This is a genomic window from uncultured Methanobrevibacter sp., from assembly GCF_947166415.1.
Classification (GTDB): Archaea; Methanobacteriota; Methanobacteria; order Methanobacteriales; family Methanobacteriaceae; genus Methanocatella.
Map to the genome: position 1 here is coordinate 22,886 of NZ_CAMVEE010000014.1, position 24,012 is coordinate 46,897.

22 protein-coding genes are annotated in these 24,012 nt (G+C 34.8%); 16 read left to right on the plus strand and 6 right to left on the minus strand.

What is annotated here, in order from left to right; translation table 11 throughout:
* Window positions 1-164: 164 nt before the first annotated feature.
* The 3 genes from Q0W25_RS04390 (at window position 165) to Q0W25_RS04400 (ending at window position 5,253) form a co-directional block, all read left to right on the plus strand.
* Complete coding sequence (locus tag Q0W25_RS04390) at window positions 165-2,516, plus strand: hypothetical protein (RefSeq protein WP_298519382.1); 2,352 nt, start codon at window positions 165-167, stop codon at window positions 2,514-2,516.
* Window positions 2,517-3,167: 651 nt separating this feature from the next.
* Window positions 3,168-4,346: a hypothetical protein gene (locus tag Q0W25_RS04395; protein ID WP_298519385.1), complete on the plus strand. Its 1,179-nt coding sequence runs from the start codon at window positions 3,168-3,170 to the stop codon at window positions 4,344-4,346.
* Window positions 4,318-5,253, plus strand: a complete 936-nt coding sequence (locus Q0W25_RS04400; protein ID WP_298519388.1) for a hypothetical protein — start codon at window positions 4,318-4,320, stop codon at window positions 5,251-5,253. Before Q0W25_RS04395 ends, Q0W25_RS04400 begins: the two co-directional genes overlap by 29 nt.
* Window positions 5,254-5,330: 77 nt before the next feature.
* Here Q0W25_RS04400 and dmpI read toward each other — a convergent pair whose 3' ends face one another.
* Window positions 5,331-5,519 carry a 4-oxalocrotonate tautomerase DmpI gene (gene dmpI / locus Q0W25_RS04405; protein ID WP_297826240.1) on the minus strand — a complete coding sequence of 63 codons (189 nt, stop codon included), beginning with the start codon at window positions 5,517-5,519 and terminating at the stop codon, window positions 5,331-5,333.
* Window positions 5,520-5,585: 66 nt separating this feature from the next.
* Here dmpI and Q0W25_RS04410 point away from each other — a divergent pair, with 66 nt between their 5' ends.
* Both Q0W25_RS04410 and Q0W25_RS04415 read left to right on the plus strand, forming a co-directional pair.
* On the plus strand, window positions 5,586-6,044 hold the full coding sequence (locus tag Q0W25_RS04410) for a deoxyuridine 5'-triphosphate nucleotidohydrolase (protein WP_298519428.1): 459 nt from the start codon (window positions 5,586-5,588) through the stop codon (window positions 6,042-6,044).
* Window positions 6,041-7,573 carry a thiamine pyrophosphate-binding protein gene (locus Q0W25_RS04415; RefSeq protein ID WP_298519390.1) on the plus strand — a complete coding sequence of 511 codons (1,533 nt, stop codon included), beginning with the start codon at window positions 6,041-6,043 and terminating at the stop codon, window positions 7,571-7,573. Before Q0W25_RS04410 ends, Q0W25_RS04415 begins: the two co-directional genes overlap by 4 nt.
* Window positions 7,574-7,868: 295 nt before the next feature.
* Here the strand turns inward: Q0W25_RS04415 and Q0W25_RS04420 are convergent, their stop codons facing one another.
* The 3 genes from Q0W25_RS04420 to Q0W25_RS04430 all read right to left on the minus strand — a co-directional run bounded on the left by Q0W25_RS04420 (window position 7,869) and on the right by Q0W25_RS04430 (window position 9,129).
* A complete protein-coding gene (locus tag Q0W25_RS04420; protein WP_298519393.1) occupies window positions 7,869-8,129 on the minus strand; it encodes a hypothetical protein in 261 nt (86 codons plus the stop codon).
* On the minus strand, window positions 8,119-8,646 hold the full coding sequence (locus tag Q0W25_RS04425) for a DUF2953 domain-containing protein (protein ID WP_298519395.1): 528 nt from the start codon (window positions 8,644-8,646) through the stop codon (window positions 8,119-8,121). Before Q0W25_RS04425 ends, Q0W25_RS04420 begins: the two co-directional genes overlap by 11 nt.
* Window positions 8,647-8,718: 72 nt before the next feature.
* Window positions 8,719-9,129 carry a GerW family sporulation protein gene (locus Q0W25_RS04430; protein ID WP_297828583.1) on the minus strand — a complete coding sequence of 137 codons (411 nt, stop codon included), beginning with the start codon at window positions 9,127-9,129 and terminating at the stop codon, window positions 8,719-8,721.
* Window positions 9,130-9,644: 515 nt separating this feature from the next.
* Here Q0W25_RS04430 and Q0W25_RS04435 point away from each other — a divergent pair.
* Window positions 9,645-10,577, plus strand: coding sequence for a 7-cyano-7-deazaguanine synthase (locus Q0W25_RS04435; RefSeq protein ID WP_298519399.1), 933 nt, complete (start codon window positions 9,645-9,647; stop codon window positions 10,575-10,577).
* Window positions 10,578-10,595: 18 nt separating this feature from the next.
* On the opposite strand, the gene Q0W25_RS04440 is transcribed toward Q0W25_RS04435, so the two are convergent.
* Window positions 10,596-11,738 carry an alanine--glyoxylate aminotransferase family protein gene (locus Q0W25_RS04440; protein WP_298519402.1) on the minus strand — a complete coding sequence of 381 codons (1,143 nt, stop codon included), beginning with the start codon at window positions 11,736-11,738 and terminating at the stop codon, window positions 10,596-10,598.
* Window positions 11,739-11,900: 162 nt separating this feature from the next.
* Here Q0W25_RS04440 and Q0W25_RS04445 point away from each other — a divergent pair, with 162 nt between their 5' ends.
* The 3 genes from Q0W25_RS04445 to Q0W25_RS04455 all read left to right on the plus strand — a co-directional run bounded on the left by Q0W25_RS04445 (window position 11,901) and on the right by Q0W25_RS04455 (window position 14,501).
* The gene (locus tag Q0W25_RS04445) at window positions 11,901-12,569 is read left to right on the plus strand and encodes a YitT family protein (RefSeq protein WP_298519404.1); all 669 of its coding nucleotides are present in this window, start codon (window positions 11,901-11,903) and stop codon (window positions 12,567-12,569) included.
* Between the two features lie 66 nt (window positions 12,570-12,635).
* On the plus strand, window positions 12,636-13,355 hold the full coding sequence (locus tag Q0W25_RS04450) for a 6-hydroxymethylpterin diphosphokinase MptE-like protein (RefSeq protein WP_298519407.1): 720 nt from the start codon (window positions 12,636-12,638) through the stop codon (window positions 13,353-13,355).
* A gap of 36 nt (window positions 13,356-13,391) precedes the next feature.
* Window positions 13,392-14,501 (plus strand): ORC1-type DNA replication protein, encoded by a 1,110-nt coding sequence (locus Q0W25_RS04455; protein ID WP_298519410.1) that lies wholly within the window; start codon window positions 13,392-13,394, stop codon window positions 14,499-14,501.
* Window positions 14,502-14,612: 111 nt separating this feature from the next.
* Here the strand turns inward: Q0W25_RS04455 and Q0W25_RS04460 are convergent, their stop codons facing one another.
* A complete protein-coding gene (locus Q0W25_RS04460) occupies window positions 14,613-14,792 on the minus strand; it encodes a hypothetical protein (protein WP_297828127.1) in 180 nt (59 codons plus the stop codon).
* A gap of 88 nt (window positions 14,793-14,880) precedes the next feature.
* Here Q0W25_RS04460 and Q0W25_RS04465 point away from each other — a divergent pair, with 88 nt between their 5' ends.
* From Q0W25_RS04465 to Q0W25_RS04495, 7 genes are all read left to right on the plus strand, one after another.
* A complete protein-coding gene (locus Q0W25_RS04465) occupies window positions 14,881-15,303 on the plus strand; it encodes an archease (protein WP_297828126.1) in 423 nt (140 codons plus the stop codon).
* 33 nt (window positions 15,304-15,336) lie between these two features.
* Window positions 15,337-15,657: a hypothetical protein gene (locus Q0W25_RS04470; protein ID WP_297828123.1), complete on the plus strand. Its 321-nt coding sequence runs from the start codon at window positions 15,337-15,339 to the stop codon at window positions 15,655-15,657.
* An 87-nt stretch (window positions 15,658-15,744) separates the two neighbouring features.
* Window positions 15,745-17,193 carry an RtcB family protein gene (locus Q0W25_RS04475; RefSeq protein ID WP_298519413.1) on the plus strand — a complete coding sequence of 483 codons (1,449 nt, stop codon included), beginning with the start codon at window positions 15,745-15,747 and terminating at the stop codon, window positions 17,191-17,193.
* A 6-nt stretch (window positions 17,194-17,199) separates the two neighbouring features.
* On the plus strand, window positions 17,200-17,958 hold the full coding sequence (mtnP, locus tag Q0W25_RS04480) for an S-methyl-5'-thioadenosine phosphorylase (RefSeq protein ID WP_298519416.1): 759 nt from the start codon (window positions 17,200-17,202) through the stop codon (window positions 17,956-17,958).
* Between the two features lie 50 nt (window positions 17,959-18,008).
* Entirely contained in the window at window positions 18,009-18,329 is a 321-nt protein-coding gene (locus Q0W25_RS04485) for a NifB/NifX family molybdenum-iron cluster-binding protein (protein WP_298519419.1), read from the plus strand.
* Between the two features lie 449 nt (window positions 18,330-18,778).
* Window positions 18,779-19,360 (plus strand): 30S ribosomal protein S3ae, encoded by a 582-nt coding sequence (locus Q0W25_RS04490; protein WP_298519422.1) that lies wholly within the window; start codon window positions 18,779-18,781, stop codon window positions 19,358-19,360.
* Between the two features lie 471 nt (window positions 19,361-19,831).
* Window positions 19,832-24,012 (plus strand): right-handed parallel beta-helix repeat-containing protein (locus tag Q0W25_RS04495; protein WP_298519425.1); only part of this gene is annotated, 4,181 nt, incomplete at its 3' end.

Below are 24,012 nucleotides of genomic sequence, written 5' to 3' on the forward strand. Positions count from 1 at the left end.
TTTATCATAATAAATCCTATTATTGCCCATTTTCGTTATTTTATTGGAGTAATCTGCACTTCTGTATAGGATGGCTTTTTGAAATTGAACAATTCAAGTTAAATTGAATTTTATCAAAATTTTATATATCATGTCGACAAAATAATATTTAAAGAGGCGATATTTTGAAATTTAATAAAGTTTTTATTTTATCTTTCATTTTATTAGCTATTCTTCTCATAGGCGCTGCAAATGCAGCGGAAAATACTACTGAGGGACTTCAACAAACAGACAGCAATGAAATTTCCATTGATGATGACATGGAAATTCCAACAGAAACCCCGCAAGATGATGATTATCTTGCAAACGAAACATCAACACTAAGCAACGAAGTTAATCAAAGCGAAATAGCTAGTGAAATCAATATAACATTTGAAAAGCAAATGTGGAGATACAACTTAAGCGACGTTAAAGTAGATTTGCCTGAAAGCGCTTCAGGTGTATTTTCCTTAAAGATAGGTCACGAAACAATTTACAATGAGACCATTACAAACAAATCTTTCTCAATTCCAATCAAAATGCCTGACTATCACTATCCGATTTTCATCAATAGATGGCCATCCAGTGATTATATGGTATATCAGGTAACTGCATATTACAATGGCATTGATGTGTTAGATAGCCCGATTCATTTCATGCTTAACGCTCCGGACAGCTATAATATATTGACTGTTCCACCTGAAATTTTACAGAATGCAATAAATCATTTAATGTCTATTCAGCTCCCGTATTCTGCAAACGGAATAGTTAAAGTTTATGTGGACGGCAAATTGATTAATCATACCAATGCTGCCGGGTACTGGTTTAACTATGATATTAATGAAGTCATTTCATTACCTCTGGGCAATCATACAATGTGTGTCCAATATTCAAATGACACATATTACGCTCCAAAAAATGTAACAACCACTTTTGACGTTGTAAACGTTTTAATCGATATTCCAGATACCATTTACATTAACCATGACTCCTGCGTAACAGTTACTGTTCTCAATACTACCTCCGGTACAGTATATGTTTATTTAGATGGTAAATTCGTATATAAATCTAAAGTTGATAAACATGGGGAATTTTTGCTTTCCCTTGAAGATTATTTGAGATGCAATTCCAGCGAAGTGACAGTTGCATTTATGGGTGCTGAGTACTGCAGAGTCCTGACAAAAGATGTCAATATAACCTATGATTTCGGTATTGAGTATATACGTCCCGTTTTTGAAGTTGGCGAAGAAAACATTATTGACCTGTGGTTCCCGGACAATTTCAACAATTCTCTGGTAACCGTAACAGTCGATGGTGTAGACTATCCGTTTGTACATCCTGATTACATGATGAATAACTGGGTTGAAGTTGACGTTTCCAAAGTGGGTGTTGGAAACCATACCCTTGTTGTTTCCTATCCGGGTGATGATTTGTTTGCACCTAAAACCGAAAGTTTAAATTTCACTGTAATCTATGCCATCAATGGCCCTGACTGGGTTATTGAATTTAAGGATTCATCAGCATTTCATTTAACCCTTCCTAGTGATGCCGATGGTAATCTGTCAGTTTATATCGACGGCAAGTTATATAAAACTTCAAGGTTAGCTGACGGCAAAGCAGTCATAAAAGTAGATGATTTGGCTCCGGGTGAGTATATTTTTGCAGCCGAATACACAGGTGATGATTATGATGTTGACAATATCACAAGATTCTGTGAAATTGGGCCAAGAATTGCATTAAACCAATACTTCACAGTAGGTTCCAATGAATATATGATATTTGAAGTTCCTCAATCTTGCAGTGGAAACATAACAGTTGAAATAGGTGACAGGATATTCAAAAGAACTGTTGTCAGTGGTGTTGTAAAGATATCTCTAAAAGACTTTAAAGTCGGAGAATATGATGTGGACGCTTCCTATTCCATTGATGGCTATGAAGGTGTCGCATGGGATTATTTCACTGTTGTAAAGCCAAAAATACAAATCAAATCAATCAACCTATACACTTCCGGAGTTTATGCATCTGTTAAAATATTGGATGCACAGGGAAAAGCAATGGCAAACCAATTGGTAACATTTAATATTGCAGGCAAAACCGTCAAGACAAGGACAGGATCCAACGGCATTGCATCATTTAAAGTTTCAGCCAAACTTCTTGTTAAAAAATATAAAGTATATGTTTCATGCAATGGTGCAAAAGTATCCAAAACTCTGCTTGCCAAAAAGGTTGCGACATTAAAAACAGTCAAAATCAAAGCGTCAGCTAAAAGCCTAGTTTTAACTGCAACATTAAAAGAAGGCAAAAATCCAATCAAATCAAAAGTTGTCGTTTTCAAATTCAATGGTAAAACCTATAAGGCAAAGACAGCCTCTAATGGAATTGCAAAGGTTACCATTTCAAAAAATATTTTGAAAAATCTTAAAGTGGGCAAAAGGGTCACTTATCAGGCAACCTATTTGAAGGATATTGTCAAAAAATCAGGTCTTGTATCAAAATAGGGTTTTCCCTATTCTTTTTTTTATTTTTAAAAGATTTAATCGACTTTCTGTAAAAATTTAAATTTTTCGAGTAACCCCATATTTTCATGTAATTTTCAATAAGGTTGCTAAAAATATCTTATTTTACATAACCCGTTAACAATTTATAGGAATATTTGGATTCATAGCATTTTTATTCAAATTTGAAAAATTTTTTAACATCCTCTAAAATCGATAGATATTTTCTAATTTTTTTTGTTCACAGAATTTTTGATCTTTTGTTGTGATGATATTTTTTTTGTTTGAAAAGATTTTGATTTTTTGTGCCATGGAAAATTTTTTTCAATCAAATTTTTTTGCTAAGTTTTGAAAGTTGATATAACTTTTCATAATAATTTATCTGAAAGGGATATCTCAATTCAATTTAAGGACTTCTCTTATTAAAAATTTGTAAGAATTGCAACACAACCTATGGTTTAATGACACATAAAATCAAAATAAATGCAATCATCATAGGTTCTCAAATGGCCTTTTTTCAGGATAATCTTCCAAAAGTCATATTTTTTAGACTTATTGGAACGAAATTTTCTTCCAATAACGAAAACTATTTATATTATAATCATATACCTATGTATGACACTATGTAATACATCAAATTTTCGGGTGAAAAATATGCTTCAGATTAGAAATTTAACCCATTACATTTTGAAGGAAAACTCCCAAAAACGAAGCAAATTTTTATGCGTAGTTGATGAGAGAGGATATTATGATGAAATAGATGTTGAAGGTCATGTTACACTTGAAGAGGCACTCTCTATGGTGAAATCAATGATGGCAGAAGAATTAATTCACTTATCATTGAAGGAAACAGTTGCCAAAATTCATGCTCCAGATGACACCTATGAGTTTTTTGGTCTGGATTTGAGAAACCTGATTTTTGACATTGATATTTTTGATAAGGATTCCGAGCTGTACAAATCATTTGAAAGGTTGATTGTAAACAACTGGCAAAATGAGTTTGCACATGCATACTACTTATTTTCAAACTTGAAGTATATGAAAATTCATGATGACTCGGATAAGAAAACTTTGTATAATCATTATTTCGGTGGCCTAAAGGAATTTCACAATAAGATTAGCTTTCTTGATTATGTCAACTCAAAAGTCAAGCTTCCAATTATTCGCCAGCCTTTACCTTTCATAGACTTGAATCAATTGATTGATTACTACATTATTGATGTCACTGTTAAAAGATCAGAAATTGAATACGTATTGTCCCGAAATGATGTGGATATAAAATTCACAAAGGAAAACAAAAGCCATTGGGAAGGTTTTGCCTATTGTTATGGTATGGACAACGATTTAAATGATTTCGAGGCGTTAAGTTTTGCAAAGCTATTTTCAAGAATCATTTTTGGAAGCGAAGAACCTGCAAAGAAAAATGAATTCATAAAGGAATATCTAATTGAAGAAAAAATCACACAAAGATTTTTCGAATACCCTTCAGATGATGTTGAAATCGAAGACCAGATAAAGGACATATTTTATGCATTGTTCGAAATTTATGCCAACGAAATCAAGGAATATGAATACAAAAATAAGAAGTTGAATTTTAGACTTTCACAAAGGCAATACAATAGGTTCATGAATGTCAAGGGTGAAAACAAGGCTGAAAAATTGGAAAATCTGATTAATTTGTATGATGAAATTTTCAGCTCAGGTGATGAAAATATTGACATTGGGGATTGGTTCAGCGATGACTATATTGAAATTGTGAATATTGAAAAACCGGTTAAAAATTTGAACGACAGCAGGTATAAAAATGTCCGAAAAATACATCCGAAAGAATAAAAATTCCTATAAAATTATTAAAAATTCGCGAGTTTTTGGGAAGTTCGATTCGCTGGATGATGCAATTTTTGTAAGAGAAATCCTAATCAACAATAATTGGGATATCGATAATTTTACACTTGAAATGCACCTCTCTCTGGACAATTATATTCCAGTTTCAAAAATTGATGAAAAATTGGTCATATTAGGTAAATTCAAGGACAAACCAAACGATAAGTTTCTTGAAAAACTTGCCAAAAAACGAATCAGAAATCCAAATAACTCAAAGTATGGGTTGAACATTGTGAAGGTATTTGATTTATTCATGGTCAAAAAACAGATTGCTGGTGATGAGTACGTCTTTGGCGTATTTGACAATCTAGATGATGCCATATTCACCAGAAATTTCTTACTTGACAATAACTGGAACGTTGAAGCGTTTAATGAAGTCGAATATTGCGACGAGTCCGAAACTTATAAAATCGTAAAAGTATATGAGGATAGGGTTTACATATTGGCAACATTCAAATCAAGAAGTGATGCCCTGAACAATATTGAAAATTCAAAATCCGAATTTTTGAATAAAATCACAAAGCACAAGCATGGCCTTGCCAACCACCCTCACCTTGATGCGCTAACAGAACACATTGAAGATTTGGAAAATGAATTCCATATCACCACCGAAGATGATGTTTGGAATTTCAGTGAGGTGAATGATCCATTAAGTGAAATCATTTTCAATTTGACCCCTTGGCAAAAAATCATCTATGATGAAATTTCAGATGAGTTTGCTTTTGATGATTTGGTTCAATCACTGAGCAGATACAAAACTAAAAATTTTGATAAAAAAGTTAAAAGATATCTTGATGAGCTTGTCGATTTAGGTTTGGTTGAAAAATTAGAAGATAAAAATTATAGAAAAATTTAATGGTTCGCAACTTCAACAGTCGCTTTAAGTCTGCACAGGAATTCTGACTTTTTCAGAATTCCATCATCACAAACCTTTTATTTTCTATCAGATAATAATTCCCCAGCTACTCCAATACTTTCTTTTGGATAAGCTTGAACTAAAACAGTTATAGCTTCAACAGGTAATTCATATGCATCAGCAACAACTTCTGATACTTTTTTAACCATTTCTCTTCTTTTTTCTACACTAATTCCATCATTTCCAGCAATTGTAATAACAGGCATTTTTTAACCTCCAATTAAAATTTATAACCAAGATACTATAAATAAATTATTAAAGGTTTTGATATGATGTTAGGTGAAAAAGAACTTGTAAAGTTATTTCCGGATTTTGCAGATTTGATTCAGCCTTCCGGAATTGATTTGGCATTGGATAAGATTTACACACAGGAAAGTGCAGGCTCACTTATAGACAATGAAAAAAATCTGCCCGAAATTAAAGAGATGTCTGGCGATATTTACACACTAAAGCCACATACCGCTTATTTGGCAAGTATTGACAGAAAAATCAAGATTCCAAAAGGATATACAATGCTGTATCTTCCACGCTCAACACTGCTCAGGTCTTTCATTTCCGTTCAAACGGCTGTTGGAGACCCTGGATTTTATGGGACATTAATGTTCATGATTTACAATCATGGGGATTTTGAATATAAAATTAAAAAAGGCGATAGAATAGCTCAAGCTGTAGTATTTCCGGTCGAAGGCTCCGGGGAATATGATGGATCTTATCAAGAGGAAGAAGAATGAATGTAGCAAATTATTTAGTTAAAGTTTTGCAGGAAGAGCAGTTCGAAAATGTTTTTGGAATTCCAGGTGAGCAAATAATGCCCCTCTATGAAGCATTGTCCAAATCAAATATCAATCATATCCTAACCCGACATGAACAGGCCGCTGCCCATGCCGCAGATGGTTATTATAGGGCCAGCGGTAAAATTGGAGTTTGCATCGCAACCGCATCTCCAGGTGCGCTTAATTTCACCATGGCTCTGGCTACAGCATATAAGGATAACATTCCGATGCTGGTCCTAACTGGAGATAATGAACTCAAGTACAGGGGCAGCGATCATTTCCAAAGCCTGCCTCAAGTGGAAATCTTCAGGCACATTACCCAAGATTCATACAATCCGTTGAATGGATCCGAAGCCATATTCTGTTTGAGGGCAGCAATTTTCGCACTCAAAAATAATCCGAAAGGGCCGATTCATATTAATCTTTCAAAAGATGTTCTTTTGAGTGAAGAGTTTGATGACATTGAGTTGTGTTATTTATGTGAAGATGATATGTCAAATATCTCCCGGGCTCAGGAGTTGATTGACAGGTCTTCGAAACCATTGCTGATTTTAGGTGCTGGTGCAATTTCCCAAGCCGATAACATAAAGGGAATTGCAAGCAAATATCAAATTCCAGTAGCCACCACATTTCATGGAAAGGGAATCCTCTCTGAAGAGGATGACCTGAATTTGGGGTTGGTCGGCATACGCTCAACACCTCGTTCAAAATATGCATTTGAAAATGCCGATTGCATTGTTGCATTGGGGATTAAAGCTAGTGAAAGGACATTTCTAGAAATTCCAGATAATCTGATTCATGTAAACATCAATAAAGATGTTTTAGTCGGCGAGTATCCAATCCATGGAAAAGTTGAGGATTTCCTGGCAAATATCAGATTTGCCAAAGTCGATTGGCTGGATGAAATTTTAAAGATTGACAACACTGTTGAAGTTGAGGGCTTAAATGATGATTTAAAGCCGCAAGCAGCCATCAATCAAATTTTAAAAAGATTTGAAGATGAGGTTATTGTAAGTGATGCGGGGAGCCATACGACCTGGACAACACTTCTGATGAAATCCAAATCACCTGGCCAATATCTGTTTTCAGGTGGCCTTGCACCAATGGGTTACGGTTTGCCTGCAGCTATTGGGGCAAGTGTTGCAACCGGTGAAAAAATTATTTCAATAAATGGTGACGGCGGAATCCAGATGAACATTCAGGAGTTGGCCACCTTAAAAAATTATGATTTGAATGTAATTGTATTTATTCTCAACAATTACGAATTTGGAATTATTCGCCAATGGGAAGAATCATTTTATGGGATGGATCCATATCAAGTTAAGTTGGAAAATCCTGACTTTCTAAAATTATCTGCAGCATATGGAATTGATGCAGTTCGTGTTGAAAATTTGGATGACCTGACTATGCTTCTTGAAAAGGATTTGTCAGGACCACTTGTGGTTGAAGTGGTTGTTGAAAGTGAAGATATTCCGCTTCCGAAATGATGAAAATTTTTATTTATCCTTTTTCATGTTTTTCGATTTAATGGGGATTATTTTCATTTAACAAGTGCAGGTGCTTTTAATTTCTATAATATTGCTGGTCAATTTTTATTAGGCCTCATCATGGCCTTAAAAGTATATTAACATAGTCATTATTAAAGTGTCGTTTGGGCTTTAATTTTAAATTTAAAAATATGATAACTTATTTTTTGTTAAATATAATCAAATAATTTTGTTTGCTATGATTTGAAGAAAATTATTCCTTTAGAAATAGTATTGTCTCTTTTAAAGGGGTTTTCTATTTCATGTAGTTATTGACAAATTCTTTAATAATTTGTTCTATTTTGCTATGTTTATCTAGGGGTGCAAAGTAATATTCACCATTTTCTTCAAAAATTATTCCGGCAACTTTCACTTCAGCTGATGTGACTTTTTTATTCAGTTTCAAAAATGATTTTTTTATGACAAATGTAAACCCATAAATTTCACGAAAATGAAATTCTACAGTTTCATCGAAATTGAATGCATGCTTTACTAATTCCATAATGTCATCGTTCATCTAAAACACCCCTTATGAATTTGCGAACATGCTTTTTTGAAAATAATCTTATTGTCGGAACAACCAGCTTTAAAAAATAAATTTCAATTTCATTCACTCCGTGGCCATCAAGCACACTGCCGTTAAATGACGGTTCGGCAGATAATCTCAGTTTTTTATGCATTGGATTTATGGATGCTAAAATTGCCCAGATTATGCCGATATATTTTCCGGTATCTGCATAATCGTCCATACCAAAAATAAGATGGTTATCAAGTGTTTTAATGTTAATGCTATCTAAACAAGATTTCAGAAATATCTTAAAGTCTTCAAAACAAGGTTTGGCCAGTTCAAACAGTTTTTTAAGGTCTCTTTGGCTTTCATCCTCGTCTTCATCATCTTCATCATCGTGGTATTCGTCTTGTGATGGGAATTGACGAGAAATTATTTTGATTTTTTTAAAAATAAGTATTTTTAAACATCCTTTTATTTCACTACCCTTTTTTTCATAGTTTAGGGATATTTTAATCCCTATCAATAGCAAAATAATTATGAATAAGATGATTATTAAGATAATCATCCCAAGGATGCTTAACATATGATATAGTTCCTATTCTTCATCAGTTGTTGTAAATTCCGGTTCAATGTATTCTGATTCATCAAAATCATCATCTTTTTGGGATCCCATGTATTTTTTCACTAAATCAGAGACAATTAAACCTAAATCTGATAATGCTTTGTTGGCTTCTCCACCTTTGCTTAAGTCAAGTACGCGAACTCCTTCAGCATCATTTCCTTTTTTAGGAATCAATACCATTGATACAGGTTCTACTCCCGCACCTGCACCGGCTGCGTCTCCACCTTCTTTGCCAAGTATGTTTTGTCCGCCTCCAAATCCGAATCCCATTTTTACAACTGGAATAAGGATCTTGTCTTCAGTTTCAATTGGTTCACCTATGACATTGTCAACATTGATTAATTTTTGCAGTTCTTCAACTGTTGTTTTGATATTTTTTACCATGGTTTCACATCCTATGTTATATGTATGATATTTGTATTTAATATTTAAAATATTTTTAGTAATCTACTTTTAAAATTTGATTTGATATTGTAATGTTGATTTTTTCATCATTTTGACTTATTTTCCCGCGCAAGTAAACACAAAAAGTATTACTTTTTTTGTTATAATAACGTATGTTTCAAGTGTAACTTTTCACTTATAATCCTTAATTTCAAAATCGAGGGGTATGTTTCAAGTGTAACTTTTTTCTTATAACTTCTAATTTTTGAAATTTGGTTTCATTTCAACTGTAACTTTTCACTTATTTCTTCTAACTTTTAACAAAGAGGTATATTTCAAGTGTAAAAATTTTTGTGATAACTTGTAACTTTGAAGTGAGAGGTGAATTTCAAGTGTAAAAATTTTTAAGTTATAAGTAATATATTTTTTATATTTTTTGTGTTATAACTTATAATGATCTTAAGAGTGGATATTATTTATGTCTGAAATTACAAAATCTTTTTGGAGATTTTTTAATGAAAAAGGTAAATGTACTGTGGACTGGCGGATTTGATTCTACTTTTAGGGTTACACAATTATCCAGAATGGATGTGGAAATAGAGCCTTATTATCTATCAGACGGCAGATTGTCAGAAGAGTATGAATTGAATGCAATAAAGGAAATAACCGAATATTTGAAAGGTTTAAATGAAACAAAAGCCAAATTTTTGCCTATGGTATATCATACTCTTGATGAATTGGAAAAGGATTGCGAAATTGCCGATGCGTTAAGCAAAGTCCTGGAAAATGATTATCTTGGAGGCCAGTACAGGTATCTAGGCCCCTTTTCAAAGAGGTATCCTGGAGTGGAGCTGTCCGTACATAAGGATGACAAGGCAATAAGGGTCATCAAGAAGTATGGTGCCTTAAGGAAAGTCCACGATGAGACAATAGGCGAGTATTATGTCCTTGACGAGTCTAAATCCCCTGACTATTTAATTGAACTGTTTAAAAATTATCACTTCCCTTTGGTTGACTATACCAAAAAACAGATTAGAAAGGAATATAATGATTATGGTCTGAAAGAAGTGATTTCAAAAACCTGGTTTTGCCATAATCCTATAAGGGGCAAACCTTGCGGATACTGCAATTCCTGCATGTATACTATTGAAGAGGGGCTTTACGAAAGATTTGGCATATTGGCTCTGATACGCTTTTCATTGAGGAAAATAGGGGTCTATTCTCTGCCGAAACGTTATCGCATATGGAAGCTGAATGCAAAACGGCTCAGCTATTTCCTTAAAAGGGATTCAAGAAAATATCTCAGATACATGAGACGGGATTTAAGTAAATATTCCAGAATTGGCCTTAAGAGATCCCTGAAATTGCTCGGAAGAGACGTAGTGAAATATCCGAAAATGATAAAAAAAGACATCAAGGGGTATATCGAATTTTTCAAAACTCATTAAAAAAATAAAAAAAGAGAATCATAAGTATGATTCTGCAATGGATGCCACACCAGCGCCGGCATCGTCAATTACACCTAAACCTTTTAAGGTCATTCCGATAGCGGCAAAGGTTTGGGTCAGTTCCTTGTAGGAAATGTTTCCCATGTGGCCGATTCTGAAAATGTTTCCTTTCAAGTGGTCTTGCCCTCCAGCCAATTCTACGCCGTATTTGTCACGGGTGGTTCCTCTGAATTCAGCATCGGTAATTCCTTCAGGCATTTTGACTGCAGTAACTGTAGCTGATGAAACAGCTTCATCTGCAAATAATTCTAATCCTAAAGCTTTGACTGCTTCTACACTAGCTTTTGCAGCTTTGTGGTGGCGTGCAACTCTTGCGTCAAGTCCTTCTTCCATAACCATTTTCAATGCTTCGTTCATGGCATAGGTTAATGATACGGATGGGGTGTATGGAGTTTCAGGAGGCATTTTGTCACCGCTTTTTCTTGCTGCTTTTAAGTCTAGATAGAATGTATTGGTTTCTACTTTTTCAACTGCAGCCCATGCTTCATCGCTTAAGGTAATAGCTGCCATTCCTGGAGGTGCTGCTAAACATTTTTGAGATCCGGTAAGACAAACGTCAATTCCGAATTTTTCCACGTTCACTTCGTCTCCTCCGAGGGAGGATACAGTATCTACGATGTATAGTGCGTCATAGTTTTTCATTACTTTACCAATCTCTTCAATAGGTGCAGCTACACCAGTGGAAGTTTCATTGTGGATTACACTGACAGCCTTAATGTCTTCATCTTCATCTAATGCTTCAGCGACAGCTTCAGGGGTAACTGCAGTTCCCCATTCAACTGCTAATTCTTTTGTATCGATTCCATGAGTTTGAGCTATTTTCATGAAACGTTCGCCGAATTTTCCGCCTACTACATTTAACATTTTTTCTCCAGGTGCAACTGTATTTGCAATACCTGCTTCCATAGCTGCAGTTCCAGATCCAGTTAATAAATAAGAATTATTAGGGGTTTGGAAAACTTTACTCATTAATTCAGTAGTTTCAGTTAAAATTTCACCATATTTAGCGCCTCTGTGGTTCACAACAGCTTTAGACATTGCATTGAGTACTCTTGGGTGTACTGTTGTCGGTCCAGGAAGCATTAATAAAATATCGTTCATTAAATTTCCTCCGTATAATAAAAAGATTTAGCATTTCTAAACCTATATTAATATTTATTTTACTACTTTTTATAGATTGTCGTCGGCAAATATTTTTCCGATTTGAACGGAAAGTTGATTTTGATGGGGGTTTATATAGAAAATAATAGAATATTATTAATTATGGAGTTTAGTGGCGAAAAAGTAACTTTTAAACGCGTATTCAATTATATTTTTGGCCTATTTTTAATTACTTTAGGGGTTGCCTTTTCAATCAAATCAGGTCTTGGCTCAACGCCGGTAGCTTCAGTTCCTTATTCATTAAATCTGATATTGGGTATAGATTTGGGAATCACTACATTGATGTTTCAAATATTTCTGGTATGTCTGGAATTGGTGCTTTTAAGGGGTGATTTTAAAAGGAAGCATTTCCTTCAGGTCTTTGTAAGCCTTATTTTTGGGGCTTTCACAAGTTTTTCAATATCCCTCATGGCTTTTGTTCCTCCTGCAGATAATTTGATGGTTGCCTTTTTGATGAGTTTCATTTCAGTATTTCTAATAGCTTTAGGGATATTTTTCTATGTTCCGACAAATATCGTTCCGGTTTCTGTTGAAGGCGCAATACAGGCCATTGCAATTGTAACCAACAATCCATTTCCGAAAATAAAAATATGCTTTGACGTCACTGTTGTTTTATCTTCCTTAATTTTGAGCTACATATTTCTTGGAAACTTCGGAAGTGTGGGAATCGGAACAATAATCGGCGCTGTATTCATAGGATATGTAGTTAAATTAATCCATAGCCTGAATTATAGGTTAACTGGACAGAATGTTGATTTAAAAAAGATGTAATACTCAATTCAATAAAAAATTATTAATAAATTAAATGATAAAGTTTCTAATCAGTGAGGTTTGAATATGGAATTTGGACTTTGGGAAAAATATTATAAGGAAATACTTGATGATTTTGGATTTTCAAGAAGCGGAGATGAGGAGTCAGCGAAATTATTGGATGAAATATTGTCCACTGAAGGCTGCCTTACATTGGATGATTTAAGTCAGATTGTTGGTTTTTCAGACAAATTTATTGTATTTGGCGCAGGTCCGTCACTAAAGGAGCATATTATCCATTTAAAAGAAAATTATGATTTAAGGGATTATGTTTTGGTTGCAGCGGACGGAGCAACAACTGCTTTAATTGAAGAAAGGCTGTCTCCAGATATTGTGGCTACAGATTTGGATGGAAACATCGATGATATCCTCCTGGCCAATATCAGGGGAGCGAATATAGTAATTCATGCTCATGGAGACAACATTGATAAAATTGCTTCATTGACTTCATTTTTCAACAATGTGCTTGGAACTACACAGGCACAACCTGTCGGCAATCTCTACAACTTCGGAGGCTTTACAGATGGTGACAGGGCAATGTTTTTGGCTGTAGCGCTTGGAGCAAGTGAAATGACATTGGCGGGAATGGATTTCGGAGACATCGTGACCAGATATTCAAGACCTAACATCGAAACAGATTTGGCGGAAGCCGATGACTTCAAAAAGAAAAAGCTGAAGTATGCGGAATTGTTCACTCAATGGATTATTGATAATGAGGATGTAACTATTATTAATTTGTGTAAATAATAATTGATTTATAATAGATTAAATAAAGTAGATAATATGGGAATCGAAGATATCTTAATGTATGATGAAAGTCTTTTTCAAAACATAAACGCTTTTGATCCGGATTATATGCCTCCAAACTATAATTTCAGGGATACTCAAATGGAAGCGATGGCAATGTCAATAAGACCTGCCATGAGAGGGGGTCAACCGTCAAACGCAATTGTTTTGGGGTCACCGGCAACAGGAAAAACAACAGCAATAAGGAAGGTTTTTGAACTTGTTGAAAGGAACACGGAAAGAGTAGTATGCGTTTATATCAACTGTCAAATCCATACAACCCGTTTTGGAATATTTTCACAAATCTACAAAAAGATGTTCGGGCACATTCCTCCTGAAACAGGGGTTCCGTTTTCAAGGATTTATGACCAAATCATGAAGGACCTTCAAAAAAATGAAAAATCATTAATCATCGCATTGGACGATGTAAATTATCTATTCCAAAGTAAAAATGCAAATAAGATATTTTATGACATGTTAAGGGCATATGAAGAATACCCTGGTGTTAAAACAGCTATTTTTGCCATTCTTTCAGATTTGGAATTCAAATATGCCTTCGATAAGAATGTAAATACTGTCTTCATTCCTCAAGAGATACATTTCCCGCTTTATTCATACTCAGAAATTGAAGATATCCTAAGAGACAGGGCAAAAGCCGGATTTTTCCCAAATGTTTTAAGTGATGACATCTTAGAGCAGGTTGCGATGCATACATATGAAAACGGCGATTTGAGAGTAGGCATCAATCTCTTAAAATCATGCGGCAATATTGCAGAAGCCGATGCGAGCCGTGAAATCACTCAGGAACATTTCGACAAGGCAGTTGACTCTCTAGTTTCAATTAACATTTCCCAAACAATCGATTCATTAACTGATTTGGAGAAATCCCTTTTAAGAATAATTGCAGATTATGATGGAATTTATACTGCTGGAGAATTATCAGAGGTATTTAAAGAAAAAACAGATTCCAGCTATTCTTCTTTTAACAGAACATTGGAAAAATTAGAGTTTGTAAGATTGATTGATACTAAATTTACAGGAAAAGGGGTTAGGGGAAATTCTCGTGAAATTATATTGCGTTTTAACCCCGATGATTATACCATCTAAATTTTCCTGGGAAATTAGTTTCTGTTAACATTAGATGCTTGCATGGTATGCTTGCAGTTCTAATGTATGGCACTAAGGGTTTGGTATTTTATTTAAAAAATAAATCCAAGCTTAAATTATGCTCGGTGTTTGTGCGGCAACAACAGAAATAACTGATAAAAGTAATGCAGCTATTACAAGAAGCATTACCATGCAAGATTGAACATCATAATTGCTGTATAAAATCTCATCCCTTATTGAACTTTTTTTTCTTAAATCTGCTTTTAATGAGGTATCTTTACTGCTTAACATTTTAATCACTATACTTATTATTATTAAAAAACTAATATAAACAAAGAGATAGAGAGCATTTGAAAAGTAATATTTTTGGGGCAAAAACATGAAAAAATTTGAATATTTCGACGTAACTGCTGACATTGGATTTAAGGCTTATGGTAATGATTTGGATGAAGCTTTTGAAAATGCAGGATTGGCTATGTTCAATATCATTTCCAATACTGATGAGGTGGATGCAGTTAACTCCATATCATTTGAAATATCCTCAGAAGACGAAGTATCTCTTTTATATGATTATCTTGAAGAGCTGCTCTTTCACCATGAAATCGATTTCATGCTTTTTTCGGATTTTGATGTTGAGATTAAAAAGTTGGCTGATGGATACTCGTTGAATGCAACCATCATGGGTGAGCCGATTGATTGGGATAAGCATGAGAGAAAAACCGAAATCAAGGCAATAACATTTCACATGATGGATGTAAAAGATTCTAGACCTTTTGAACTTCAGGCGATTGTCGATTTGTAATTTATTTATAATATAACATTAATATATATAATTATGAAAAGAACTAGAACTGTATCCAGAAAATTTGAAATGATTATGGGGATAATCGGATCAATTATAGGCATGTTTTCAGGTTCATTCTTAATATTTCTTGAAAGCATGGGTCATGTCCATACTCCATTTTTAGGTCTTGTTGCTATTTTAGCTTCTATTTTAGGATTCATATCCAGTTATTATGTCCAGAAAAACAGTGAGGCGGCAGGCGTCGGATTCATAATTGCAACAATGTTCGTAATTGCCGGTGCAGATCATATCAATGTAATCAGTTCTTTATTCTTGCTTATTGCAGGAGTATCATCACTTTTTAGAAAATAATCTTTCACTTTTTATACTTTAAGCTATTCACCAAAACATTATTTAAATATTAACTTAAATATTAAATTATAATAAACTGTGATTTTTATGACAATTAAAGACAATATTAATAAAATTAGGGATAACGTTTATGAGATTCCAGGGTCTTTCAACAAGAAGATGAGGGCTTCCGGAAGATTATATATCGATGATGAAAGCTTTGAAGCATTGGAAGAGGGGGCTATTGAACAGATTGTCAATGTGGCTTGCCTTCCGGGTGTTCAAAGATACTCAATAGGTTTGCCGGACATCCATTTCGGGTATGGATTTCCGATTGGAGGCGTTGCAGCATTCAGCATGAGAAACGGAATAGTTTCACCTGGAGGAGTCGGTTTTGACATTAATTGTGGTGTCAGATTGATAAAATCCAATTTGACTTTGGCAGACATCGAAGAGCACCTTGATGAACTCACCGAAAAGTTATTTAAAAATATTCCTTCCGGTGTTGGAAGTAAAGGAAAAATCAGGCTCGATGAAGGTGAAATAGACAAGGTTCTTGATTATGGTGCTGAATGGGCAGTTGAAAATGGCTACGGCTGGCCTGAAGATTTGGAAGTTTTGGAAGAAAACGGAAGAATGGTCGATGCGGATTCAAGTATCGTATCAGACAAGGCTAAAAAAAGAGGAATTCCACAATTGGGTTCACTTGGTTCTGGAAATCACTTTTTGGAAATTCAGGAAGTCGATGAAATCTTCAATGAAGAGGTAGCTAAAGTATTTGGCCTTGAAAAAGGAATGATAGTTATTATGGTCCATTCAGGTTCCAGAGGCTGCGGACACCAAGTATGCTCAGATTATTTAAGGCAAATGGATAAGGCTTATAAAAAATATAAGATTCAAATCGATGACAGGCAGCTTGCATGCGCTCCGTTGGATTCAAAAGAAGCGCAAAATTATATTCAGGCAATGAGCGCAGCAGCAAATTATGCATGGGCAAATAGACAGTTGATGACCCATTGGATTCGTGAAACCTTTGAAGAAGTTCTGGGCAAATCTGCAAAAGACATGGAAATGGACATTGTCTATGATGTGGCCCACAATATTGTCAAAATGGAAAGTCATAAAGTTTATAATCGTGAAGAAGACCTTCTAGTTCACAGAAAAGGCGCTACACGCGCATTCGGTCCTGGAAGGGAAGAAGTTCCTGAAAAATACAGAGCTGTTGGACAGCCTGTGTTAATTCCGGGAACTATGGGAACAGCATCATACGTATTGCATGGAACTCAAACAGCAATGGACGAGACATTTGGTTCCACTGCACATGGTGCAGGAAGAATCCTGTCCAGATCTCAAGCTAAAAAGGATTATAATCCTGATGAAATCACAGGTGAAATGGAAAGCAAAGGCATTAAAATCAAGGCAACCAGCAAACATGTAATTGCTGAAGAGGCTCCAGGCGCTTATAAGGACGTTGACAGTGTAGTCAGAGTGTCTGACAGTACTGGAATTGCTAAATTGGTTGCTAAATTAAAACCATTAGCCGTTTGCAAAGGATGAGATTTCATGATTGGCATAATCGGCGGCAGCGGAGTTTATGAAATTACTCAAAAAGCGGATAGCTGCGCAATTGAATTAGTTAAAACTGATTATGGGGATGTTGAAGTATCCATTTTGGATATTTTCTCAAAAAAAGTGGCATTCATCCCTCGCCATGCTAAAGGTCACAGCATTCCCCCCCATAAGATCAATTTCAGAGCGAACATTGATGCATTGAAGAAGGTTGGCGTTACAAAGGTAATAGCCACAAACTCAGTCGGGTCAATGAATGAGGATATGCCTCCGGGCTCATTTGTCATTCCAGACGATTTTTTAGATTTCTCACAAAACAGGGTCAAAACATTCTTTGAGGACAAGGTTGTGCACATTGATGTGACTGAACCATATTGCCCTTATTTGAAGGATGTTTTGGATGAATCTGGCGATGTGATTTTGGGAGGAACATATGTCTGCACTGAAGGGCCTAGATTCGAGACTCCTGCAGAAATCAAAATGTTTAAGATGCTCGGAGGAGACCTTGTTGGAATGACAGGGCTTCCGGAAGTCACTTTGGCTCGAGAAAGGGAGATGTGCTATAATTCCATATGCATTGTTTCAAATTTCGCTTCAGGAATCTCTGAAAACGAGCTGACAATCGATGAAGTTTTTGAAATGGTTGCAAAAAAGGAAGTTGAGCTACTTGAATTGATATATAATTTCATAAAAAACGTCGATGATTCACAGGATTGTAGATGCATGCATGCATTGGATGGTGCTGAAGTTTAGGTTTCATGATTGTGGCATCGTTTTTCGATTAAAATGGGGGAAGATTTAATATGCGTTTGGCGGTAGTTTCATCCGATGGTGTGAATGTTGATTTGCACCTTGGAAGGGGAAAGTCTGTATATGTGTATGATTATGATGAAGATGTGAATTTTGTTGAAAGAAGGGATGTCGAAATTGCAGAGGATGCCAAACATCAGGGCGGTAAAGTCATAAAGGCATGTGAAGACTGTGATGTATTGATTTCTGTTCAATATGGATTCAAATCTAAAATTAAGGCTGAAGATGCTGGTATTAAATTGGTTGAGGATGAAGGTCCAATCAGTGATGTCCTTAAAAGGTACATTGATCATTACAATTTCATGAAAAATTAGTTTACAATATATTTTTAATAAATCTATTTGATTCTTTTAATCAAAGGCATTAGGTGGGGTAATTCTTCTCAATTCCGTTTCATATTCATTTTTTGTATTTCTCATGAATGTCTTTCGATTAAAATTTTTTCATTGAAATTTTAATTTTTTTTTAAAAAAATACTTTTTTTAATAATCTTTATATACCATGAATAAAATAATTATAGATAACCTTTATGGGCGGGTTTTAAAAAATAAAACTTAATTACAAATATTTTCTTTAAATAAGGTGAGTATAGCTCACAATAGTCGAATAACTGATTATAGGACAATTATTTCTTGTAATCGTTTTTACAGTTTGTTTTGTAGTTTATATAGGAAATACTGTATTTTAGACTATTTTTTAAAATTTTAATGGCGTAACGCTAGATTATTACATATATTATTTATAAACAAAAACGGTTGATATAATGGCAAAGGCAAAAGCAAGACGTAGAGTACGTGATACATGGAAAGAAAAATCCTGGTATACTATTAAAACACCAGTAAACTTTGAAGATAAAGAAATTGGGGAAACTCCAGCAAGAGATCCAGAACTTCTCATCGGTAGAGGAGTAGAAGTTACTATGAGAGAATTAACCGGAGACTTCTCTAAACAATACATCAAACTCAGATTTGAAATTGATAATGTTGCAGGTGATGTTGCAAACACCAAATTCACCGGCCACAAAACCACTACTGACTATGTAAGAAGCATGATCAGAAGAGGAACTTCCAGAATCGACGCTTCAGCTATAGTTAAAACCAAAGACGGACGCAGAATCAAACTTCAAGTGCTTGCAGTAACAATCAGAAGAGCAAAATCTTCCCAACAAAAATACATGAGACAAGTAATTGAAGAGTTAATCAAAGAAACTGCAGCTGAAAAATCATTTGATGATTTAGTAAAAATCGTTGTCAACGGTAAGTTAGCATCTGAAATTTACCACAACGCTAAAAAAATCTACCCTCTCAAAAGAGTGGAAATCATCAAAAGTAAAGTAATCAAATAGATTACTTTTTTTATTTTTTATAAATTGCATATATTATTTTAGATTTACTTAAATAATTCATTATTTTTTTTCTTTTTTATAATTTTTCTAACATTTGTTAATTTTTTTTAAACAATGTTCTATAAATTAATCATATGACTGAATGAACTTTTCCTGTTTTAATTTTTGAAATATGGGTGATATAATATATTTTTTATAAAGAGGAAATTTGTTTAATTAATTTCTTGTATTTTTGATAGAATTTATTATTTCATTCGAAATTTCTGTTTTGTTTAGAAGTTTCCTATATTAATTAAATAATGGTTGTCATTATATCAACTATTTTTTAGAAAACTTTATATTGTTATTAATTTATACTTGATAGTACAACATGTTGTATGATTTTAGTATTTGGAATACTAAATGAGATAGTTGAAATTTATATGTATTCATTGAACGATAAGTTCGATGAATTTCGTGAGAGGAAAAATTATGGATAAATTGAAATCTAAGATCTTGTTGGTTTCATTCATCATCATGGTGCTGTTTTCCGTTCAGGCGATTGCAGCCGCCGATGCTGGCGATGTCAATTTAACAAGTGAAAATATTGATTTATCTGTATGCGATATTGAAAACAATGTAAACATAAACAATCAGGAAGAATTATTAACAGCGACAAATACAGATGATACTTTAACAGCTGATGAACATCCATTCTCAGAATTGCAAGGTTTGATTGACACTGCAGGTGCTGGCGGTACTATAGATTTAGCTCACAACTACATCTTAACTGAAAACAACGGCACTCTTGTAATTCCTTATGAGATTACAATAAATGGTAATGGATATACACTTGACGCTAACCATCTTGGCGCAATATTGGTCACTAACTCAAAAATCATTTTGAATAACATTACATTCATAAATGGTAATTGTACTGGCGTATCTGACAATTATAAAAGCCCCGTCATTTTAAAAGGCGGAAGTGTCGGTTCTATTATCGACAATTGTATTTTCAAAGATAATGAAGGTATTAATGGTGGTGCTCTCTATTGGGCTGGCGATGACGGTAAACTCACAAATTCAAAATTTGAAAATAATTGTGCGGTTAAACCTAACGAACATGTTAGTGCTCATGGTGGAGCCATTTATTGGGCGGGTGATAATGCTACAATTGAGAAAACTAACTTCACTGGAAATAAAGCTCCGTTTCAAAGTTCAGGTGGTGCAATCTATTTCACTGGTGTAGATACTCAGTTAATCACTGATTCCTATTTCTATGGAAATACAGTTTATGGATATGGTAATTCGAATGTTGGTGGTGGTGCAATCTTCTATTCATCATCAAGCAATGGACGTATTGTGAATACTAAATTCGAAGAGAATTCCGTCAACGCTTCTGGTGGTGCGATTCTTTTCGATAAAAATAGTAAAAATCATACAATTACCGATTCATCTTTCATTAAAAACACTGCCGACGGATTTGATAGTAATCAACAATCCGGAGTTTTCGGTTATGGTGGTGGAGCAATTTATTGGATGGGTAGTGATGGTAAGGTTGAAAATTGTAACTTTACTGAAAATTCAGCTAATATGGCTGGAGCTATCTACTATAAACCTGGTTCTGATAATCAGATAATCACTGGTTCATCTTTCTCCAATAATGCTGCTAATAAATCCGCTAATTCAGCTTCCCTTTCAACAGCACAAGGTGGTGGAGCAATTTATTGGATGAGTAATAATGGTAGAGTTGAGAATTGTAACTTTACTGAGAACTCTGCTTTCGCTGGTGGTGCTATTTACTACCAAGGTGATAAAACCTGGAGTTACGCTCAAAATCATTCAATTGTTGATTCATCTTTCTCCAATAATGTTGTTAATGTTTTAGACAGTAATAACTGTGGTGGGGCAATTTATTATAACTCTGCTACTGATTCCGTTATTGAGAACTCTAATTTCACTGAGAATTCTGCTATGGGTTCTGGTGGTGCAATTTACAATTACAACGGTGCAGGCACTCAATCAATCACTGATTCATCTTTCGCTAATAACGTTGCTAATGCAAGTACTGGTGGTTCTGGTGGTGCAATAGTATATGAAAGTACCAAAAACGCTGTTATTGAGAATGTAAACTTCACTGAGAACTATGCTAAGAGTTCTGGTGGTGCAATTAGTTTTGCTAAAAATTCCAAAATTTCTCACGGCAGTACTCACAGCAATATTACAAATGCAAACTTTATTGAGAATACAGCTGAGCAGGGTGGAGCAATTTCTTATTCTTCATCTGGCAATGCCATAATTGAGGATGTGAACTTCACTGAGAATTCTGCAAGCAAGTATGGTGGAGCAATTTATTCTGCTTCTTCATCTGATAGCCGTTTTGCGAATGCAAACTTTGTTGAGAATTCTGCTCAATCTTCTGGTGGTGCATTCTATGGTTCTAGCACTAACAATCAGGTAATTGTTGATTCATCATTCTCTAAAAACACTGCTAATGGAACCACTTACAAAGAGGGTGGTGGAGCAATTTTTTATAGTTCATCTAGCAATGGCATTATTGAGAATGTGAACTTCACTGAGAATTCTGCTAAAGCTGTAGGTGGTGCAATCTGTTATTACGGAACTGGTAATAAAAATCAGTTAGTCAATGATTCATCCTTCTCTAAAAATACTGCTAATATGTCTGGTTCTAGTTATGGTGGTGGAGCAATTTATTGGGCAAGTCCTAATGGCCGTATTATGGATTCTACTTTTGATGAGAATTCCGCTAAGGGTTCTGGTGGTGCAATTCTGTATTACGGTTCAGGTTCCAAAAATCAGACTATTACTGGTTCAGATTTCTCTAAAAATGCAGCTAATGCAACATCTAATGGTGGTGGAGCAATATATTGCGCTGCTAGCGATACTAGTATTGTAAACACCTCATTTGATGAGAATTCTGCTAGGGGTTATGGTGGTGCAATCTATTATAATAGTGCTAAAGGAGGCCATATTATGAATGCTAACTTCACTGAGAATTCCGCTAAGAATTCTGGTGGTGCAATCTATTATAATAGTGCTAATGATCACGTAATTGAAGATTCATCTTTCACCAAAAACACTGCTAACGGAACTAATCTTAATGGTGGTGGAGCAATCTATTATGGCGCATCTAGTTCTACAGGTTCATCAAGCAATAATCGTATTGAGAATGTGAACTTCACTGAGAATTCAGGTACTTATGGTGGTGCAGTCTACTATGCTAGAGCTATTAATCAGACAATCACTGATTCATCTTTCTCTAACAACCAAGCTAAGAATTCTGGTGGTGCAATCCATTATGGATATCCGACTGGTAGTAAAACAAGCGATAGTGCTATTATAAATACTGTCTTTACTGAGAATTCTGCTAAGAATTCTGGTGGTGCAATTAGTTATATGGGCACTAATAATCAGTCAATTACCAATTCATCATTCTCTAAAAACACTGCTAATGGAACAACCCCTTATCAAGGTGGTGGAGCAATCTATTATGGTGCAACTACTGCTGGCTCTATTTTAGCTACTAACAGTTCTATTGAGAATGTGGACTTTATTGATAACCTTGCTAAATATGGTGGTGCAATCTATTATGGTGGTGCCGATAATCAGTCAATTGCCGATTCCAATTTCACTGGCAATAATGCAACTTCAGGAAGTGCCATTTATCACACTTCCGGATCTTTAGGCATTTCAAGCACTGAATTATTGGAAAACCAGGCTCATTCAGATTCACTTGCTGTAGAAGTAGATGTGGACGGTTTCGATATAACAATTCACACAGTGTTTAAAGGCTTAGATAACATATTGAATGCTATCTATTCCAAAGCTCCTTCAGATGTTAAATTCACTGATGTTACCTATTGGGGTGCTGATGGAAAAATGAACACAGGCAGTTCTGAAGTTAGTCCAGTGGCTTCCGCTGATGAAAGTAATGATGGTGCTCTTGTTTATACAGATTCCCGTGAAGCAGGAATAAATATTACCGTAAGTCTTCAGAATATTGAAACCGGCGCTGTTGAAAATATCACAGCTTCAACCAATATTTATGGGGATATTAACTATACAAAAACCAGAGTCACTCCGGGCAAATACAAAGCTGTAGCCATTCATTATGAAGACAAATATTACACTGAAATTCAAAAAGACACTACATTTGAGGTTCCTAAAGCTAATTCAACCATTATGGCTGATAATGTCACTGTTACCTATGATAGTGATGTTGTTTTAAATGCTACTGGTGAGAATGCTACTGGTGTTGATCCTGCAAGTGTTGTTGTTTTAGATGCTAGTGGTAATCCTGTTACTGGAATTACTGTTACAGTTAACGGATTTAACATTACTATTAGTGGTTTAATCCCTGGTAATTATACAGTTAAGTATAACAACACAGTTTCTGATGAGGCTTTCTATAGCACTGCTAACAATGTTACTGGTGTTCGTGTCTTGAAGGCTAATTCCACTATTATGGCTGAGAATCAGACTGTTGTTTATAATGCTACTGTTGTTTTAGTTGCTACTGGTGAGAATGCTACCGGTGTTGATCCTGCAAGTATTGTTGTTTTAGATGAGGGCGGTAATCCTGTTACTGGCATTACTGTTACTGTTCAGGGTAATGATACCATTATCATTAGTGGTTTAATCCCTGGTAATTA

What these genes read in the sequence shown, in the direction of transcription:
- Q0W25_RS04400 (WP_298519388.1), top strand. Translation starts at nt 4,318, where the DNA reads ATGTCCGAAAAATACATCCGAAAGAATAAAAATTCCTATAAAATTATT.
- Q0W25_RS04485 (WP_298519419.1), top strand. Translation starts at nt 18,009, where the DNA reads ATGCGTTTGGCGGTAGTTTCATCCGATGGTGTGAATGTTGATTTGCAC.
- mtnP (WP_298519416.1), top strand. Translation starts at nt 17,200, where the DNA reads ATGATTGGCATAATCGGCGGCAGCGGAGTTTATGAAATTACTCAAAAA.
- Q0W25_RS04415 (WP_298519390.1), top strand. Translation starts at nt 6,041, where the DNA reads ATGAATGTAGCAAATTATTTAGTTAAAGTTTTGCAGGAAGAGCAGTTC.
- Q0W25_RS04475 (WP_298519413.1), top strand. Translation starts at nt 15,745, where the DNA reads ATGACAATTAAAGACAATATTAATAAAATTAGGGATAACGTTTATGAG.
- Q0W25_RS04445 (WP_298519404.1), top strand. Translation starts at nt 11,901, where the DNA reads ATGGAGTTTAGTGGCGAAAAAGTAACTTTTAAACGCGTATTCAATTAT.
- Q0W25_RS04430 (WP_297828583.1), bottom strand. Translation starts at nt 9,129, where the DNA reads ATGGTAAAAAATATCAAAACAACAGTTGAAGAACTGCAAAAATTAATC.
- Q0W25_RS04395 (WP_298519385.1), top strand. Translation starts at nt 3,168, where the DNA reads ATGCTTCAGATTAGAAATTTAACCCATTACATTTTGAAGGAAAACTCC.
- Q0W25_RS04490 (WP_298519422.1), top strand. Translation starts at nt 18,779, where the DNA reads ATGGCAAAGGCAAAAGCAAGACGTAGAGTACGTGATACATGGAAAGAA.
- Q0W25_RS04465 (WP_297828126.1), top strand. Translation starts at nt 14,881, where the DNA reads ATGAAAAAATTTGAATATTTCGACGTAACTGCTGACATTGGATTTAAG.
- Q0W25_RS04420 (WP_298519393.1), bottom strand. Translation starts at nt 8,129, where the DNA reads ATGAACGATGACATTATGGAATTAGTAAAGCATGCATTCAATTTCGAT.
- Q0W25_RS04470 (WP_297828123.1), top strand. Translation starts at nt 15,337, where the DNA reads ATGAAAAGAACTAGAACTGTATCCAGAAAATTTGAAATGATTATGGGG.
- Q0W25_RS04450 (WP_298519407.1), top strand. Translation starts at nt 12,636, where the DNA reads ATGGAATTTGGACTTTGGGAAAAATATTATAAGGAAATACTTGATGAT.
- Q0W25_RS04435 (WP_298519399.1), top strand. Translation starts at nt 9,645, where the DNA reads ATGAAAAAGGTAAATGTACTGTGGACTGGCGGATTTGATTCTACTTTT.
- Q0W25_RS04460 (WP_297828127.1), bottom strand. Translation starts at nt 14,792, where the DNA reads ATGTTAAGCAGTAAAGATACCTCATTAAAAGCAGATTTAAGAAAAAAA.
- Q0W25_RS04410 (WP_298519428.1), top strand. Translation starts at nt 5,586, where the DNA reads ATGTTAGGTGAAAAAGAACTTGTAAAGTTATTTCCGGATTTTGCAGAT.
- dmpI (WP_297826240.1), bottom strand. Translation starts at nt 5,519, where the DNA reads ATGCCTGTTATTACAATTGCTGGAAATGATGGAATTAGTGTAGAAAAA.
- Q0W25_RS04455 (WP_298519410.1), top strand. Translation starts at nt 13,392, where the DNA reads ATGGGAATCGAAGATATCTTAATGTATGATGAAAGTCTTTTTCAAAAC.
- Q0W25_RS04440 (WP_298519402.1), bottom strand. Translation starts at nt 11,738, where the DNA reads ATGAACGATATTTTATTAATGCTTCCTGGACCGACAACAGTACACCCA.